The sequence below is a fragment of the Streptomyces sp. BB1-1-1 genome (genome assembly GCF_031597775.1).
Taxonomy (GTDB): Bacteria; Actinomycetota; Actinomycetes; order Streptomycetales; family Streptomycetaceae; genus Streptomyces; species Streptomyces thinghirensis.
Map to the genome: position 1 here is coordinate 1925776 of NZ_CP134203.1, position 16420 is coordinate 1942195.

Sequence of the window (16420 nt, forward strand, 5' to 3'; positions counted from 1 at the left end):
CCCGCTGGGCCACGCTCAAGGTTATCGCGCACCGTTGACTGTCGTCACCAACACGATACGCTCGTTGCGCGAGCCCACCACGACAAAGGGGGCGAACCGCCATGGCAGATCCGCACCGCGCGGAGCCGCACCGTTCCGCCCACGTCGACACCTTCGCGCGCGAGCACCTCCCTCCCCCGGACCAGTGGCCCGAACTCCGCTTCGACCTGCCGGAGCTGCGCTACCCCGCCCGGCTGAACTGCGCCGCCGAGCTGCTCACCGGCCCGCCCGACGACCGCCCGGTCTTCCGCACCGCGTCCGGCGACGACTGGTCCTACGGCCGGCTGCGGGCCCGCGTGGACCGGCTCGCCCATCTCCTCACCGGCGACCTCGGTGTCGTCCCGGGCAACCGGGTGCTGCTGCGCGGCCCCACCACCCCGTGGCTGGCCGCCTGCTGGCTGGCGGTGCTGAAGGCGGGCGCGGTGGCGGTCACCGTACTGGCCCAGCAGCGCCCGCACGAGCTGCGCGCCATCTGCGAGATCGCCCGGGTGCGCCACGCCCTGTGCGACGTCCGGGCCGTCGACGACCTCGCCAAGGCGGAGATTCCCGGGCTGCGGATCACGACGTACGGCGGGGACGCGCCCGACGACCTGCTGACGCGCACGCAAGCCGGCACGGTGCCCGGCACGCCGTACCCGGCCGTGGACACCGCGGCCGACGACGTGGCGCTGATCGCCTTCACCTCGGGCACCACCGGGCGCCCCAAGGGCTGCATGCACTTCCATCGCGACGTGCTGGCGATCGCCGACACCTTCTCCAAGCACGTGCTGAAGCCGCGCCCCGACGACCTCTTCGCGGGCAGCCCGCCGCTCGGCTTCACCTTCGGGCTCGGCGGGCTGGTGGTCTTCCCGATGCGGGCCGGGGCGAGCGCGCTGCTCCTCGAACAGGCGGGTCCCCGGCAGCTGTTGCCCGCCGTCGCCGAGCACCGGGTGTCGGTGCTGTTCACCGCGCCGACGGCGTACCGCGCGATGCTCGACGAGCTGGACGCGTACGACGTGACATGCCTGCGCCGCTGCGTCTCGGCGGGCGAGAACCTGCCCGCGGCCACCTGGCGGGCCTGGCACGAGCGCACCGGCCTGCGCGTCATCAACGGCATCGGCGCCACCGAGCTGCTGCACATCTTCGTCTCCGCGGCCGACGGGGACATCAGGCCCGGCACGACGGGTGTTCCGGTGCCGGGCTGGCAGGCGCGCGTACAGGACGGGAACGGCGCGCCGGTGGCCGACGGGGAACCCGGGCTGCTGGCAGTGCGCGGGCCGGTGGGCTGCCGGTATCTCGCCGATCCGCGGCAGCGGGAGTACGTGCGCGACGGCTGGAACATCACCGGCGACACCTACGTCCGCGAGCCCGACGGGTACTTCCGGTACGTGGCGCGCGCCGACGACATGATCATCTCCGCCGGGTACAACATCGCCGGACCGGAGGTGGAGGACGCGCTGCTCCGGCATCCGGACGTGGTGGAAGCGGCGGTGGTGGGCCGGGCCGACGTGAACCGCGGACAGGTCGTAGTGGCCCACGCCGTGCTGAAGGAGGGCGCCGAGCGGGACGCCGACGCGCTGCGCGCGTTCCTCCGCTCCGAGCTGGCGCCGTACAAGTGCCCGCGCGAGATCGTCTTCCTGGAGGCGCTGCCGCGCACGGCGACGGGAAAGCTCCAGCGTTACCGGCTCCTGACCCCGCCCGATCATCCCGGGAGTGACCAGGCGTAATGCCGAGGACATAAGATGATCAACGTGTCCGACCAGCACGCGCAGCACGCCCCGAGATCCCTGATCGTCACGCTCTACGGCGCGTACGGACGTTTCGCGCCGGGCCCGGTGCCCGTCGCCGAGCTGATCCGGCTGCTGGCCGCGGTCGGGGTGGACGCCCCCTCCGTGCGCTCGTCGGTGTCCCGGCTGAAGCGGCGCGGGCTGCTCCTGCCCGCACGTACGGCCGAGGGCGCCGCCGGGTACGAGATCTCCACCGAGGCACGGCAGTTGCTGGAGGACGGCGACCGGCGCATCTACGCCACGTCACCCTACGAGGACGAGGGCTGGGTGCTCGCCGTCTTCTCCGTGCCCGAGTCGGAGCGGCAGAAGCGGCACGTGCTCCGCTCCCGCCTGGCCGGCCTCGGCTTCGGTACCGCGGCCCCCGGCGTGTGGATCGCCCCGGCCCGCCTGTACGAGGAGACCCGGCACGCGCTGGGCCGCCTGGGTCTGGACTCGTACGTGGACTTCTTCCGGGGTGAGCACCTGGGCTTCACGCCGACCGCCGAGGCGGCGGCACGGTGGTGGGACCTGGCCGCGATCGCCAAGGAGCACGAGGCGTTCCTCGATCGCCACGCGCGCGTGCTGCACGACTGGGAGCGCCGGGCCGACACCCCGCCCGAGGATGCCTACCGCGACTACCTCCTCGCCCTGGACTCCTGGCGCCACCTGCCCTACGCCGACCCGGGGCTGCCCGACCGGCTGCTGCCCGAGGACTGGCCGGGCAGGCGCTCGGCGGCCGTCTTCCGGGCCCTGCACGAGCGGCTGCGCGACGCGGGCGCGGTCTACGCGGCGCCCGGGGTGCCCGGGGTGCCCGGGGTGCCCATGACTCCTGGCGAGTGACTCGCGTCACACTTCTCCGCGATCAGGGAACCCTCAGCCTTCTCAGACCCTCTTCTCAGGTTTCTCACCTACCGTGCGGACGCATGAGTCTCGCGCGCAACTTGAACCGGGCCCTCACCGCCACCACCGGCCTCCAGGTGCGGAGAGCACCCCAGGCGGCGAAGGGGAAGAGGTCCGCCACGCCGGAACCCGCGGAGCGGCCGGCGGCCACGTACCGATGTCCGTCGGCCGGGGAACTGGCGACCGACCGGCTGCTGCGGCGGCCCGTCTTCATCATCTCGTCCATCCGCTCCGGCTCCACGCTGCTGCGCATGATGCTGGGCGCCCACCCGCGGCTGCACGCCCCGCACGAGCTGCACATCGGCCGGCTGGAGGTCACGTGCGCCAACTGGTTCTCCGAGCGCGCGATGGGCGCCCTCGGTCTGGAGCGCGGTGACCTGGAGCACCTGCTGTGGGACCGCGTCATGCACCGAGAACTGGTCAAGACGGGCAAGGACTTCATCGTGGAGAAGACCCCGGCCAACGCGTACATGTACCGGCGCCTCAAGGACGCCTGGCCCGACGCGCGCTTCGTCTTCCTGCTGCGCCACCCCGAGTCGATCGCCCGTTCCTGGCACGAGACCGACCCCGTCAAGCGGCCGCTCGAGACCGCCGTCACCGACGTGCTGCGCTACATGACGGCCGTCGAGGAGGCCCGCACCGCGGACGCCGACGGCTTCACCGTGCGCTACGAGGACATCACCGACGACCCCGAGCGCGAGATGCGCCGCCTGTGCGAGTTCCTCGGCGTCGACTACGCGCCGGCCATGCTGAACTACGGCAAGAAGACCGGCCGTGAGCTGGTCCGCGGACTCGGCGACTGGCGCGAGAACATCCGCACCGGCACCGTGCAGCCGGGGCGCGCGCTGCCGAAGGAGGACGAGATCCCCGAGCGGCTGCGCGCGATGTGCGCGGCCTGGGGCTACCCGTCCTGACGCGGACCGTGCAGCGTCAGCCTGGGCTTGGGGACGTCGGTGCGTCCGGTCACCGGACGGCGGCTGCCCGCCCGGTACGGTGCGGGCCACCCGACACCGGGCCCCTCGTAGCCCTGCTCGGCCGCCGCGTGCAGCGTCCAGTGCGGGTCGTAGAGGTGCGGCCGGGCGAGGGCGCACAGGTCGGTGCGGCCGGCCAGGATCAGCGAGTTGACGTCGTCCCAGGAGGAGATCGCGCCCACGGCGATCACCGGGACGCCCGCCTCGTGCCGGATACGGTCCGCGTACGGCGTCTGGTACGACCGCCCGAACTCCGGCCGCTCGTCGGCCACGACCTGTCCCGTGGACACGTCGACGGCGTCGGCGCCGTGCGCCGCGAAGGCGCGGGCGACCGCCACGGCCTCCTCGGCGCTGGTGCCGCCCTCGGCCCAGTCGGTGGCGGAGACGCGGACCGTCATGGGCCGCTCCTGGGGCCACACACCGCGTACGGCGTCGAAGACCTCCAGCGGGAAGCGGAGCCGCTTCTCCAGTGAGCCGCCGTAGGCGTCGGTGCGGTGGTTGGTGAGCGGGGAGAGGAAGCCGGAGAGCAGATAGCCGTGGGCGCAGTGCAGTTCGAGCAGGTCGAAACCGGCCCGGGAGGCCCGGGCGGCGGCTGCCGTGAACTGTTCCCGGATGTCCGTCAGCTGGGCCCGGGACAGCTCGCGCGGGATCTGGCCGCCGGGCTTGTACGGCAGCGGGGAGGCGGCGACGAGGGGCCAGTTGCCGTCGGGGAGCGGTTCGTCCATGCCCTCCCACATCAGCCGGGTCGAGCCCTTGCGCCCGCTGTGCCCGAGCTGCACGCCGATCGCGGTGCCGGGCGCCTGCGCGTGCACGAAGTCCGTGATCCGCTTCCACGCCTCGGCCTGCCGGCCGGTGTACAGGCCCGCACAGCCGGGGGTGATGCGGCCCTCCTCGCTGACGCACACCATCTCGGTCATCACCAGCCCGGCACCCCCGAGGGCCCTGGCCCCCAGGTGGACCAGGTGGAAGTCGCCGGGGACGCCGTCGGTGGCCGAGTACATGTCCATCGGGGAGACGACGACGCGGTTGCGCAGGGTCAGGCCGCGCAGCCGGAACGGGGTGAACATCGGGGGCGTGCCGGGCGGGCAGCCGAACTCGCGCTCGACGGAGCCGGTGAAGCGGGCGTCGCGCAGCCGCAGGTTCTCGTGGGTGACGCGGCGGCTCCGGGTGAGCAGGTTGAAGGCGAACTGGCGGGGCGGCTGGCCGAGGTACCGGGAGAGGTCCTCGAACCACTCCAGGCTGGCCCGGGCCGCCCGCTGGGTGGAGGCGACGACGGGGCGCCGCTCGGCCTCGTAGGCGGCGAGTGCCTCGGGGAGCGACGGCTGTTCCTCCAGGCAGGCGGCGAGCGCGAGGGCGTCCTCCACGGCGAGCTTGGTGCCGGAGCCGATGGAGAAGTGGGCGGTGTGGGCGGCGTCGCCGACCAGGACGGTGTTGCCGTGCGACCAGCGTTCGTTGACCACCGTGCGGAAGGTGGTCCAGGCAGACTTGTTGGACCTGAGCGGCCGGCCGCCGAGGGCGTCGGCGAAGATCTTGGCGCAGCGTGCGGTGGATTCGGCTTCGTCCAGTTCGTCGAAGCCGGCCGCCCGCCAGACCTCCTCGCGCATCTCGATGATGACGGTCGACGCGTCGGCCGCATACGGGTAGCCGTGCAGTTGCATCACGCCGTGCTCGGTCTCGGCGATCTCGAAGCGGAAGGCGTCGAAGGCGAAGTCGGCGGCCAGCCAGACGTAGCGGCAGCGGTGGGTGGTGAGGGTGGGCCGGAACGCGTCGCGGTAGGCGTCGCGGGTGATGCTGTGTACGCCGTCGGCGGCGACGACCAGGTCGTACTCCCGCGCCAGCCGGTCCGGGGGCGGGGCCTCGGTGCGGAAGCGCAGGTCAACGCCGAGGGCGTGGCAGCGCTCGTGCAGGATCTCCAGGAGGCGGCGGCGGCCGAGGGCGGCGAAACCGTGTCCTCCGGAGGTCTGACGGGTGCCTCGGTGGACGATGTGGATGTCGTCCCAACGGACGAAGTCGGCCTGGAGGGCCGCGTAGACCGCCGGGTCGGCGTGTTCGATGCCGCCCAGGGTCTCGTCGGAGAGGACGACGCCGAAGCCGAAGGTGTCGTCGGGGGCGTTGCGTTCCCAGACGGTGACCTGGCGGGCGGGGTCGAGGCGTTTGAGGAGGGCGGCGGTGTAGAGGCCGCCGGGGCCGCCGCCGACGATCGCCGCGTGTAGGGGGTGGTTGCTCTTGTCGTGCGGCTGCGGGTGGGTTGTGGCTGGTCGCGCAGTTCCCCGCGCCCCTGGGGCAACTGCGGTGCCCTTGGGAGAGAGCATCCGCCTACCTCCCTTGCCACTTCGGGGGGCGCTTCTCCGTGAAGGCCGCGTGGAACTCGGCGTAGTCCTCGCCGTTCATCAGGAGGGCCTGGGTCGAGGCGTCGAGTTCCACCGCTGCCGCCAGCGGCATGTCCAGTTCCGCGGTGAGGAGGGCCTTGGTCTGGGCGTACGCCAGGGCCGGGCCGTCGGCCAGGCGGCGGGCGAGTGACTGGGCGGCCTCGTCGGCGCGGCCCTCGTCGGTCAGCTCGCTGATCAGACCGATCCGCTCGGCCTCGGGCGCCCGGACCGGTTCGCCGAGCATCAGCAGCCGGGTGGCGTGGCCGAGGCCGACGACGCGGGGCAGCAGGTAGGCGGCGCCCATGTCGCCGCCGGACAGGCCGACGCGGGTGAAGAGGAAGGCGAAGCGGGCGGACGGGTCGGCGACCCGGAAGTCGGCGGCCAGGGCGAGGACCGCGCCCGCCCCGGCCGCGACGCCGTGCAGGGCGGCGATCACCGGGAACGGGCATTCCCGTACGGCCCGCACCACCTGGCCCGTCATCCGGTTGAAGTCCAGCAGCTGGGCGGTGTCCATGGACAGGGTCGCGCCGATGATCTCGTCGACGTCGCCGCCGGAGCAGAAGCCGCGTCCCTCCCCGGCCAGCACCAGCGCCCGTACGGACCGCTCCCGGGACAGCTCGGCGAGCAGGTCCCGCAGGTCGGCGTAGGCCTCGAAGGTGAGCGCGTTGAGTTTGTCGGGGCGGGCGAGGGTGACGGTGGCGACGCCGTCGGTGCGATCGACGCGCAGGTGCCGCCAGTCGGGGGTGGGGGCGGCGGAGCCGGTGAAGGGACTCATGACGGGCGGCCTCCTAGGGCGGGCACGGCCTCGGCCTCACTGAGCGCTACGTCTCGATACGTCTCGAAGCTATCACCCATCCGTGACTGTCGTCACGAGGGCGCGATAGACCGGTCCGCCGAAAGTCATGGGCCGCCCCGTACCGGGGCCGAAGGTCCCGCGAGGTGCCCGTCGAACGGCTCTGCCGGGCGGCGCCGTACCATTCATAAGGTTGAAAGCAGGACAGGACGACAGCCTGCTCCGGAACGGACTAGCCGTGCACGATCGCTCCCATGCCCCCGCCTCCTGGCGCATCGCACTGCCGCACTCCGCCGCGGCCGTGCCGGTCGCGCGTGCCCTGGTCCGTACGGCGCTGGCCGAGCTGGAGCACACGGCCGACGGCGACACCGCGGAGCTGCTCACGGCGGAGCTGGTCGCCAACGCCGTCGAGCACACCGCCGTCGAGCGCACCGCCGGCGGGTCGCCGATCGAGCTGGTCGTGGAGCTGTTGCCGACCGGCTGCCAGGTCGAGGTGCACGATCCGGACCCGCAGCCGCCCGGTGACCTCACCCGCCCCGATGTGGAGCCGCCCGACCCCTGGCAGGAGCACGGGCGCGGTCTGCTGCTGATCCGCGCCCTCAGCTCGTCCTGCGGCCACCGGCCCACCGGGTCCGGCAAGGCGGTCTGGTTCAGGCTTCCTGCGGTACCCGCTCCGCGTCGTCCTTCGGAGTGACCTCCCCGGTCCGGGCCAGGCGGGAGTGCCGGCGCCCGTAGGCGGTGTACACCAGCAGCCCCACCGCGAGGAACACCGCGAACTGGAGCCAGGTCGCCGCACCCGTCTCGTAGATCAGGTACAGGCAGAAGGCGACCCCGAGCAGCGGCGTCACCGGATAGAGCGGCACGCGGAAGGTACGGGCGAGGCCCGGCTCGCGGCGGCGCAGCGCGATCACGGAAACGTTGACGGCGGCCATGGTGGCGAGGGTGCCGATGGTGCACAGGTTGACCACCGCGTCCAGCGGGGCGAAAGCGGCCGGGAGGGCGAAGACCACGCCGACGATGAGCGTGCCGGCGACGGGCGTCGCGGTGCGCGGCGAGACCTTTTCGAAGACCCGCGGGATCAGACCGTCGCGGGACATGGACATCAGGATGCGGGTCTGGCCGTACATCACGGCGAGCACCACCGAGGCGATGGCGACGACCGCGCCGAAGGCGACCACGCCGCCACCGATCGTGGAGCCGGTGACCTCGTTGACGACGTACGACAGCGCGGCGGGCCGGTCGCCGACCGCGTCACCGCCGACGGCACCGATCGCGGCGACGGCGACCGCGCAGTAGAGCAGGGTGACCAGGCCGATGCAGACCAGGATGGCGATGGGGATGTCCCGGCGCGGGTTCTTGGCCTCCTCACCGGCCGTGGTGATCGCGTCGAAGCCGATGTACGAGAAGAAGGCGGCCGTGGTGCCGGCGCCGATGCCGCCGAGGCCCGCCGGGGAGAACGGGCTGAGGTTGCCGTCCTTGAAGGCGTAGAAGCCGATGGCGCAGAAGGCGACCAGGACGGCCAGCTTGAGGACGGCCATCGCGGCCGTGGCCCGGGCGCTCTCCCGCACGCCGCGCACCAGGAGCACGCAGGCCAGGGCGATGACGATCACCGCGGGCAGGTTGACCGCGCCGCCGTCGCCGGGGCCCGCGGAGAGCGCGTGCGGCAACTGGATGCCGAGGACGCTGTCGAGCAGTTCGTTGACGTACTGGCTCCAGCCGACCGCGACCGCGGAGACGGACACGCCGTACTCCAGGAGCAGGCACCAGCCGACCAGGAAGGCGGTCCGCTCGCCGAGGCCGGCGTAGGCGAAGGAGTACGAGGAGCCGGAGACCGGGATCGCGCCGCCCAGCTCGGCGAAGGCGAACGCGGTGAAGACGCAGGTGATCGCGGCGAGGATGAAGGAGACGACGACGGCGGGGCCGGCCTCGGCGACCGAGTCGGACAGGCCGACGAAGATGCCGGTGCCGACGATCGCGCCGACGCCGAAGCAGACGAGCTGGAACAGCCCCATGGTGCGCTTCAGGCCGTGGCCTTCGCGGTCGGCGCCGGATTCGGCGACGAGGAGGTGGGGGGACTTGATACGGGAAGCGGGCATTGCGGGTGGTGCTCGTTTCTGGTGGTGCGGGGGGGCGCGACGGTGGTCGCGGCCGGCGGCACCGGAAGGGGTGGCTCCGGGGCCGCCGGTCAGAATAACGGGCTCGGTGGACGCATCGGTCCCGGCCGGCCGACCGGTCAGGCCAGCGTGGCGACCAGGACCGCCTTGATGGTGTGCAGACGGTTCTCCGCCTCGTCGAAGACGACCGAGTGCGCGGACTCGAAGACCTCGTCCGTCACCTCCAGGGAGTCGAGGCCGTGGGCCTCGAAGATCTCCTGGCCGACCTTGGTGCCCAGGTCGTGGAAGGCGGGCAGGCAGTGCAGGAACTTCACGTCCGGGTTGCCGGTGGCGCGCAGGACGTCCATGGTCACCGCGTACGGGGCGAGGGACTTGATCCGCTCGGCCCAGACGTCCTTGGGCTCGCCCATGGAGACCCAGACGTCGGTGACGACGAAGTCGGCGCCGCGCACGCCCTCGTCCACGGTCTCGGTGAGGGTGATGCGCGCCCCGCTCGACTCGGCGAGCGCCTTCGCCCGGTCGACGACCTCCTGGGCGGGCCAGTAGGACTTCGGGGCGACGACGCGCACGTCCATGCCGAGGAGGGCGCCGGTGACCAGGTAGGAGTTGCCCATGTTGAAGCGGGCGTCGCCGAGGTAGGCGAAGGTGATCTCGTGCAGGGGCTTGTCACTGTGCTCGGTCATGGTCAGCACGTCGGCGAGCATCTGGGTGGGGTGCCAGTCGTCGGTCAGGCCGTTGTAGACGGGGACGCCGGCGAAGGCGGCCAGCTCCTCGACCTTCTGCTGGCTGTCGCCCCGGTACTCGATGCCGTCGAACATGCGGCCCAGCACGCGCGCGGTGTCCTTCACGGACTCCTTGTGGCCGATCTGGGAGCCGGCGGGGTCGAGGTACGTCGTCGAGGCGCCCTGGTCGGCGGCGGCGACCTCGAACGCGCAGCGGGTGCGCGTCGAGGTCTTCTCGAAGATCAGCGCGATGTTCCTGCCCTGGAGATACCGTGTCTCGGTCCCGGCCTTCTTCGCGGCCTTCAGCTCCGCGGCCAGCTCGACCAGGCCGCGGAACTCGTCCGCGGTGAAGTCGGTCTCCTTGAGGAAGTGGCGGCCGGCGAGGGCGGTCGGGACTGTCGCCATGGGGGCGCTCCAGAGGTGCGGGTCGAGGACTGACTGCTGGAAGTCTATACGAACTTCTGAATTTCTATACAGTCCTATACGGCCCGTTAAACGGGCTCCCGCTCCACCGGGCAGCTCATGCAGCGCGGTCCGCCGCGGCCCCGGCCCAGCTCGCTGCCCGGGATCTCGATCACTTCGATGCCCTGTTTGCGCAGGTGGGTGTTGGTGGTGGCGTTCCGCTCGTAGGCGACGACGACGCCCGGCTCGACGGCCAGGACGTTGCAGCCGTCGTCCCACTGCTCGCGTTCGGCGGCGTGGACGTCCTGGGTGGCGGTCAGGACCCGGATCTCGCCCCGGCCGAGGGCCGCGGCGATCGCGCGGTGCATGTGCTCCGGCGGATGGTCGGTGACCTTCAGGTCCTTCTCCCCCGCGCCCGGCTCGATGGTGTACGAGCGGAGCATGCCGAGCCCGGCGTACTGGGTGAAGGTGTCGCCGTCCACCATGGTCATCACGGTGTCCAGGTGCATGACGGCCCGCCGCTTGGGCATGTCGAGGGCCACGATCGTGCGTGCGGAGCCCGCCGCGAACAGTTTGTACGCGAGCATCTCCACGGCCTGGGGCGTGGTGCGCTCGCTCATGCCGATGAGTACGGCGCCGTTGCCGATGACGAGGACGTCGCCGCCCTCGATGGTGGACGGGTAGTCGGCCTGCCCCTCGGACCAGAGGTGGAAGGTCTCGTCGCGGAACAGCGGGTGGTGCCGGTAGATCGCCTCGAAGTGGACCGTCTCGCGCTGCCGGGCGGGCCAGCGCATGGCGTTGATGGAGACGCCGTCGTAGATCCAGGCCGAGGTGTCCCGGGTGAAGAGGTGGTTGGGCAGCGGCCCGAGCAGGAAGTCGTCCAACTCCATCGCGTGGAAGCGCACGGAGGTCGGCTCCGGGTGCGCGTCGAGGAACTCCCGCTTGGTCATGCCGCCGACCAGGGCCTCGGCGAGTTCACCGGCGGGCAGGGTCTCGAAGGCGGCCCGGAGGTGGTCCGTGGCCAGCACTCCGTACTCCTTCTCGTCGAAGACCCGGTCCAGGACGAGCCGCCGGGCCGCCGGGACGTCGAGGGTCTCGGTGAGCAGGTCGCCGAAGAGGTGCACGGCGACTCCGCGGTCGCGGAGCACGTCGGCGAACCCGTCGTGCTCGGCGCGCGCCCGGCGCACCCACAGCACGTCGTCGAAGAGAAGGGCGTCCTTGTTGCTGGGGGTGAGCCTTTTGAGCTCGAGATCCGGCCGGTGCAGGATGACGCGGGTGAGCCGCCCGGCTTCGGAGTCGACTGTGAATCCCATGCCTCCATCCTGACCATTCGGGCGCCTGTTCACCCCCTGCTTGGGCAGACCCGTGCGCCCGGATCAGCCGCCGGGCCGCGGCTGGAGCAGTTCCGGGCGGGCGAGCGGGCGGCGGGTGGCGTGGCCCGGGTCCAGGGTGGCGCGGGCGACGATCCAGCCGGACAGCGCCCGGGGGTCGGCCGGGTCACGGGCGAGGTCCTTGGCGTAGCCGTCCAGCGCGGTGGCCGGGTCACCGGCGGCGAGGTGCTCGTCGGGGGTACGGGGAGCGGCGGGGCGGTTGGCGAAGGCGTGGGTACGGGAGTCGGGCCAGAAGCCCCGGTCCGGGCGGAACCGGAGGATGCCGTCCGGACCGACCGGCGCGGCCAGGTTGCGCAGCCGCCACTGGGTGCGGTGCAGGGAGGCGGCCGTACGGGCCCGGGACCGGGCGGCCGGGTCGACGGGTACGCGCAGCCAGCCGTCCAGGGTCCGCGCGAGGCCCTCGACGAGGCGGCGTCCCGGCGCGGTGAGCCGGGCACTGGTCAGCAGGGTCCGCACCACCAGCCGGCTCTGCAGCCGGCGCAGCGCGAAGTGATAGGCGGCGGCCTCCGCGTGCTCCGGCTCGGCCAGCCGGTCCCGCCAGAAGCCGGTGACGCCGGTGAAGGCGTACGCGCCGTGCAGCAGCCCGGTGAGGTGGCGCGGGTCGGCGCGCCAGGGGGCGTAGAAGCGCTCCTCGCGGTCGTCGTCTAGGAGGGGGAAGAGGTGGAGGAGTGCGGCGAGCTTGCTGTGCTGGAACTCGTGGACCAGGGTCTCGGCGAGGGCGAGCGCGGATCCGGGGCGGGATATCAGCATGGCGCCGAAGGAGTCGCCGCTGGAGGCGGAGACGGCGACGGCCGGTGGAGCGGGTGGGGTGAGGGCGGTACGGCCGCAGGGCACGACGGCGCGTATCAGCGCCGGGTCGAGCCGCCCCGGGCCCTGACCGTCGCCCGCCCCGGCGAGTATCGCGACGGCGTCGTCGAAGACCCGCTGCCACTCCGCCGCCTCGTCGTCGTCCAGCCGGGCGGGCGGGACCGGGTCGTCGAGGTCGCGGTAGGGGTCGAGGTCGTCGAGGGGTATGGCGACGGGACCGGCGGGGGTGGCGTGGGTGAGCGTGCGCAGGGGGAGCCAGGGGGCGGGGGCCTCTACGGGGGCGGGTGCGGGTGCCGCTCCCGCGGCGGGCGCGGCTACGGAGGAGGGCGCCGCTTCGGCAGCGGATGCCGCTTCGAAAGGGGGTGCCGATGCCCACACAGGCGCGGACGCGGGCGCCGACCCCGAGACGGGCGCGCCTACGGAGGACGACGCCGCTCCGGCAGCGGGCGCCGATGCAGAGGTGGGCGGTCCCGAGGCGGGCGGTCCCGAGGCGGGCGCGGCTACGGAGGAGGGCGCCGCTCCCGCAGCGGGTGCCGCTCCGGAAGCGGGTGTCGCTGCCGACGCAGGCGCCCCTGATGCGGATACAGCTCCGGAAGCGGCTGCGCCTACGGAGGCCGGCGCCGCTGGTGGGTCGGGCGGGGAGCCGTCTGGGCGGGGCCCCTCCGGACGGAATCCCCCCGGCCGCGGTCCTGCCGGCCGCAGTCCTGCCGGCCGCGGTCCTTCCGGGCGCGGTCCTTCCGGGCGCGGTCCTTCCGGGCGGGGCCCCTCCGCCCGAAGTTCCCCTGCCCCCCGCCCCCTCGCCGGTGCTGTCGTCGGGCGGCACGTCACCGTGGGGTGGGAGGCGGCGTGTGCCGGAGGGCCGGAGAGGGTCAGTTCGCCCGATCTCGTCGTCGCCCGTGCGACGGTCGGTCCCGGTGGCGTGGCCGGGAGGCGGAGCAGGCCCAGTTCCGGCAGTTGGAGAGCGCCGTCGGTCAGTGGGACCGTGAGGGACGTGTCCGTACCGGCGTGCAGGGCCGCGGTGATCGCCAGGACGTTCAGCCGGCCCGCCTCCGCCCACAGCGGCGGCCCGGTGGCGGTGCCGTGCACCCGGCGCAGCATGTGGGCGATCCAGCCACCGGTCGTCGGTGCGAGCAGCAGCCGGTCGACCGCCTCGGGCGCCCGCTCGGCGGCCTCCTTGAACGTGTTCCAGGCGTCGGCGACCGGCGTGAGGGGCGTGGGCAGCTCCGCGAGCCGGTCCAGCAGCGTCCGCAGCAGGAGCAGCCGCCGCGCCCGCTCTCCCCGTTCCAGGAAGGCGACGGCCTCCGCGGAACCGCCTCCGGCGGCCAGTTCCGCGAAGAGCCGGTCCGGCACGCGGAACGGGGCGGGGCGCGGCTCGCTGGTCATGGGCGGGGACCTCCGGTCGGGTGCGGGCATGCGGGCGCCCCGGCGGGCGCGCGGCCTCGTCGGGGCTCCGTCGTCGGGGCGGCTCCGACGTCGGGTGCGGGCGGCGGCTATTCGGCCCGGGCGCCGCCCCCGCCACCCTCGCCGCCGCCTCTGATGCTGCCGCGAGCGCGCAGAACCTCTTCGAGAAGGCGGGCGGTGGGGCGGAGCGGCGTGAGTCCGTCCACGGCGGTCAGGGGCAGCGCCGCGACGTCCGCCAGATCCGACTCCCAGGCATCGGCACGCCCGAGGGCGGCCGGCCGTTCTCGGGTGGCGGCTTCGGCATGGCGCAGAGCGGGCGGCTGGTCCAAGATGCTCCCCCTTCTCGCACGGTGGCACTCGATGCCCCGTGTCCTTTCCATCATGGCCATTCCGACCCATGTCGAAAACCGTACGATCACGCCACCCGATCATCACCGGCGATGCGAGCACCCTGCGAAGTCCATCAACTCCCTTAACGCCACCTCCAGTTCGGCTCCGCGCTCCGGGTCGTCGTCGACGGACACCACGGCGTCGAACAGTTCCCACAAAGCCTGCGGGCGGTGCCGGGCGAGCCCGTTGAGGATGCCCGTCGCGTCCGTGCGCGCCTTGGTGTGACGGGACAGTGTTCCGGTGACGCCGGGGCCCAGTGTGGCGACCACCGTCTGGCGCTCGGTCGGGTCGCTCATCAGCGGATAGGCGAGGAGGGCGTCCACGGCCCGCAGCAGCGGGGAGACCTGCCGCTCCCGGCCGTTCGGCGCGGCCGGGGCGAGTATCTCGGTGCGTTCGGGGCTCTGCAGCCGGATCTCGGGATACTGCAGAGTACGACCCGCGTCCCTGTGGGCAGCGATACGTGCTCGTACGGCCGGAAACAGTTCCTCCGCATCGGGCGGGGCCGGCAGTACGGCCGTCCGGTCGGCCAGCAGGGCGAGCAGGACGTCGGAGAACAGGCCCGTGGCACGCACCGGGTCGTTGGCGGCGGCCCGGCCCCGTCCGGCGGCCCGGAGCAGGCTCTGCCGGTGTGCGGTGCTGCGCCGCCCGACGGGCAGCGCGTCCGGCGGCAGCGGCTCCCGGAAGGCGAGCGCCTCCTCGAAGGTCTCGCAGGCGTCCACGATCCACAGTTGGTCGGCGAAACCGGGCACGGCGTCCCCGGCGTACCGTTCGAGCGCGGAGTCCAGGTCGATGCCGAGCTTGTCGTCGGTGGTGGCGTCCGCGCAGAACAGCCGCAGGTGCCCGGACCGGTCGAGGACACCGTGGCCGCCCCACCAGACCCAGAGCACGTCGCCCCGGGCGGCTGGGAGTTCGCGGACGAGCACCCGGCGCAGCGTGGCGTGGTCGGCGGGTGCGTACGGCACTTCGGGGACGTACGGCGGCAGCGGGGCCAGGTGCAGCCGGATGTTGGCCTCCGGTACTCCGGCGGCGCGCAGCAGGCGGTGGAAGCGGACGGCGTCCCGGGCGGGCCCGGGCAGGTCCCAGCCGGTACCGGCGTCGTAGGCCTCGACGCCGACGACGAGGGCGTGCACGCGCGCCGGGTCCGCGCCCGGGGCGGGGGGCCGGCCGGTCACGGGAGCCGGTCCACGATGTGCCGGTAGACCGCGGGGTTGGTCCAGTAGGCGCTGTGCGCGGCCGGGAACGGCTGACGGCTGTCGACGGCGATGTCGGTGACGCGGCCCGGGAACAGGTCGCCGCCCAGGTAGCCGAGCAGGTCGCGGGGGTCGTACAGGTTCAGCCAGTCGGGGAAGCGGTCCGGCAGCGGCGCGGGGTGTTCGAGGGAGGGCAGGGACCCGGACTCGTACAGGAACGGCCCCTGGGAACCGGCGGTGGCCAGCAGCCGGACCTGGGGCTGCGGAGTGAGGATCAGGGTGTCCAGGGCGATGATGCCGCCGAGGCTGTGGGCGACGATCGCGACGGGCGGCTCCAGCCCGGCCAGCAGGGCGCGCAGTCCGGCGCGGACCGCCTCGCCCCGGCTGAGGTAGCGCAGGACGTCCCCGGCGGCCGGGTGGGCGGCTTCGGTGAGGGCGCGGCGACGGCGTACGACGGCACGGGAGGCGGCCGAGCCCGCGACCCTCAGTGCCAGTGAGCGCACGCCCCGCGCCGTGCCCGGAGCCGGTGCGCCGAGGGCGTCGGCGAGCCGGTCGGTGACGGCGTCCCGGGTCGCGCCGACCGGCACCAGGGGGACGTCGGAGTCGAGGACGCCGGCGACGACCTGTGCGGTCAGGCTGCGGGCGACGAGGTCGGGAAGGTCGTCCGGGGCGAGGCCGCCGGCCGCGGCGCCGAGCAGCGGGTGGGCGGCCAGGTCGGTGGCGGCGCGGGCCAGTCCGGGGCCCAGGTCGGCCGCCGGTGCGTCGCCCTCGGCGGCGAGCGCGGCCAGCCGTGCCCGGATCCGCTGGTCCGGTGGCAGGGAGCCCGGTGGCAGTTCGGCCGCCGGGGCGGACCCGGCGGCGGCGAGGGCGAGTTCGGCGTACGGGTCGGCGTAGAGGGCGGCCCAGACCGCCGTGTCGTCATCGCCGGCGTCCGGTGCGGCGGGGCCCCGGCTGGTACCGGCGGACGGCGGCAGGCTCGCTCCGCCGGCGGCGAGGGTGGCCCCGTGCTCGCCGCCCCAGTAGTACGGCACGATGCGCAGTCCGCCGCGCAGGGCCGTCACTCCGGCGGAGAAGCGCCCCGCGAGCGCAGAGAAGCCCGGTTCGCGAACCCCTGTGCCGTGGATGAAGACGACCGCCGTCATGTGCCCCCCGTGACCCTGGTGAAAGTTCGCGTACGACTTTCGAT

13 protein-coding genes are annotated in these 16420 nt (G+C 73.4%); 4 read left to right on the forward strand and 9 right to left on the reverse strand.

Annotated features, from left to right (window positions below):
- The first annotated feature begins 38 nt into the window (after nt 1-38).
- From RI578_RS08880 to RI578_RS08890, 3 genes are all read left to right on the forward strand, one after another.
- The gene (locus RI578_RS08880; RefSeq protein ID WP_310875711.1) at nt 39-1745 is read left to right on the forward strand and encodes an AMP-binding protein; all 1707 of its coding nucleotides are present in this window, start codon (nt 39-41) and stop codon (nt 1743-1745) included.
- Between the two features lie 15 nt (nt 1746-1760).
- Complete coding sequence (locus RI578_RS08885; RefSeq protein ID WP_310870601.1) at nt 1761-2624, forward strand: PaaX family transcriptional regulator C-terminal domain-containing protein; 864 nt, start codon at nt 1761-1763, stop codon at nt 2622-2624.
- A gap of 83 nt (nt 2625-2707) precedes the next feature.
- The gene (locus RI578_RS08890) at nt 2708-3598 is read left to right on the forward strand and encodes a sulfotransferase (protein WP_310870602.1); all 891 of its coding nucleotides are present in this window, start codon (nt 2708-2710) and stop codon (nt 3596-3598) included.
- Here the strand turns inward: RI578_RS08890 and RI578_RS08895 are convergent.
- Both RI578_RS08895 and RI578_RS08900 read right to left on the reverse strand, forming a co-directional pair.
- A complete protein-coding gene (locus RI578_RS08895; protein WP_310870603.1) occupies nt 3586-5967 on the reverse strand; it encodes a bifunctional salicylyl-CoA 5-hydroxylase/oxidoreductase in 2382 nt (793 codons plus the stop codon). The two genes, RI578_RS08890 and RI578_RS08895, sit on opposite strands and share 13 nt — an antisense overlap.
- Before the next feature lie 4 nt (nt 5968-5971).
- The gene (locus RI578_RS08900; protein ID WP_310870604.1) at nt 5972-6799 is read right to left on the reverse strand and encodes an enoyl-CoA hydratase family protein; all 828 of its coding nucleotides are present in this window, start codon (nt 6797-6799) and stop codon (nt 5972-5974) included.
- 256 nt (nt 6800-7055) lie between these two features.
- On the opposite strand from RI578_RS08900, the gene RI578_RS08905 reads away from it, so the two are divergent.
- Complete coding sequence (locus RI578_RS08905) at nt 7056-7511, forward strand: ATP-binding protein (RefSeq protein ID WP_310870605.1); 456 nt, start codon at nt 7056-7058, stop codon at nt 7509-7511.
- Here the strand turns inward: RI578_RS08905 and RI578_RS08910 are convergent.
- The 7 genes from RI578_RS08910 to RI578_RS08940 all read right to left on the reverse strand — a co-directional run bounded on the left by RI578_RS08910 (nt 7468) and on the right by RI578_RS08940 (nt 16376).
- The gene (locus tag RI578_RS08910; RefSeq protein ID WP_310870606.1) at nt 7468-8913 is read right to left on the reverse strand and encodes an amino acid permease; all 1446 of its coding nucleotides are present in this window, start codon (nt 8911-8913) and stop codon (nt 7468-7470) included. The two genes, RI578_RS08905 and RI578_RS08910, sit on opposite strands and share 44 nt — an antisense overlap.
- Nucleotides 8914-9050: 137 nt before the next feature.
- Nucleotides 9051-10058, reverse strand: coding sequence for an ornithine carbamoyltransferase (gene argF, locus RI578_RS08915; protein WP_310870607.1), 1008 nt, complete (start codon nt 10056-10058; stop codon nt 9051-9053).
- An 86-nt stretch (nt 10059-10144) separates the two neighbouring features.
- Nucleotides 10145-11368 carry an arginine deiminase gene (locus RI578_RS08920; protein ID WP_310870608.1) on the reverse strand — a complete coding sequence of 408 codons (1224 nt, stop codon included), beginning with the start codon at nt 11366-11368 and terminating at the stop codon, nt 10145-10147.
- A gap of 63 nt (nt 11369-11431) precedes the next feature.
- On the reverse strand, nt 11432-13636 hold the full coding sequence (locus RI578_RS08925) for an aKG-HExxH-type peptide beta-hydroxylase (RefSeq protein ID WP_310870609.1): 2205 nt from the start codon (nt 13634-13636) through the stop codon (nt 11432-11434).
- Between the two features lie 107 nt (nt 13637-13743).
- Nucleotides 13744-13983: a hypothetical protein gene (locus RI578_RS08930; protein WP_310870610.1), complete on the reverse strand. Its 240-nt coding sequence runs from the start codon at nt 13981-13983 to the stop codon at nt 13744-13746.
- 102 nt (nt 13984-14085) lie between these two features.
- Complete coding sequence (locus RI578_RS08935) at nt 14086-15216, reverse strand: effector-associated domain 2-containing protein (RefSeq protein WP_310870611.1); 1131 nt, start codon at nt 15214-15216, stop codon at nt 14086-14088.
- Complete coding sequence (locus RI578_RS08940; protein ID WP_310870612.1) at nt 15213-16376, reverse strand: hypothetical protein; 1164 nt, start codon at nt 16374-16376, stop codon at nt 15213-15215. The genes RI578_RS08935 and RI578_RS08940 overlap by 4 nt, the downstream gene beginning before the upstream one ends.
- Between the last annotated feature and the right edge of the window lie 44 nt (nt 16377-16420).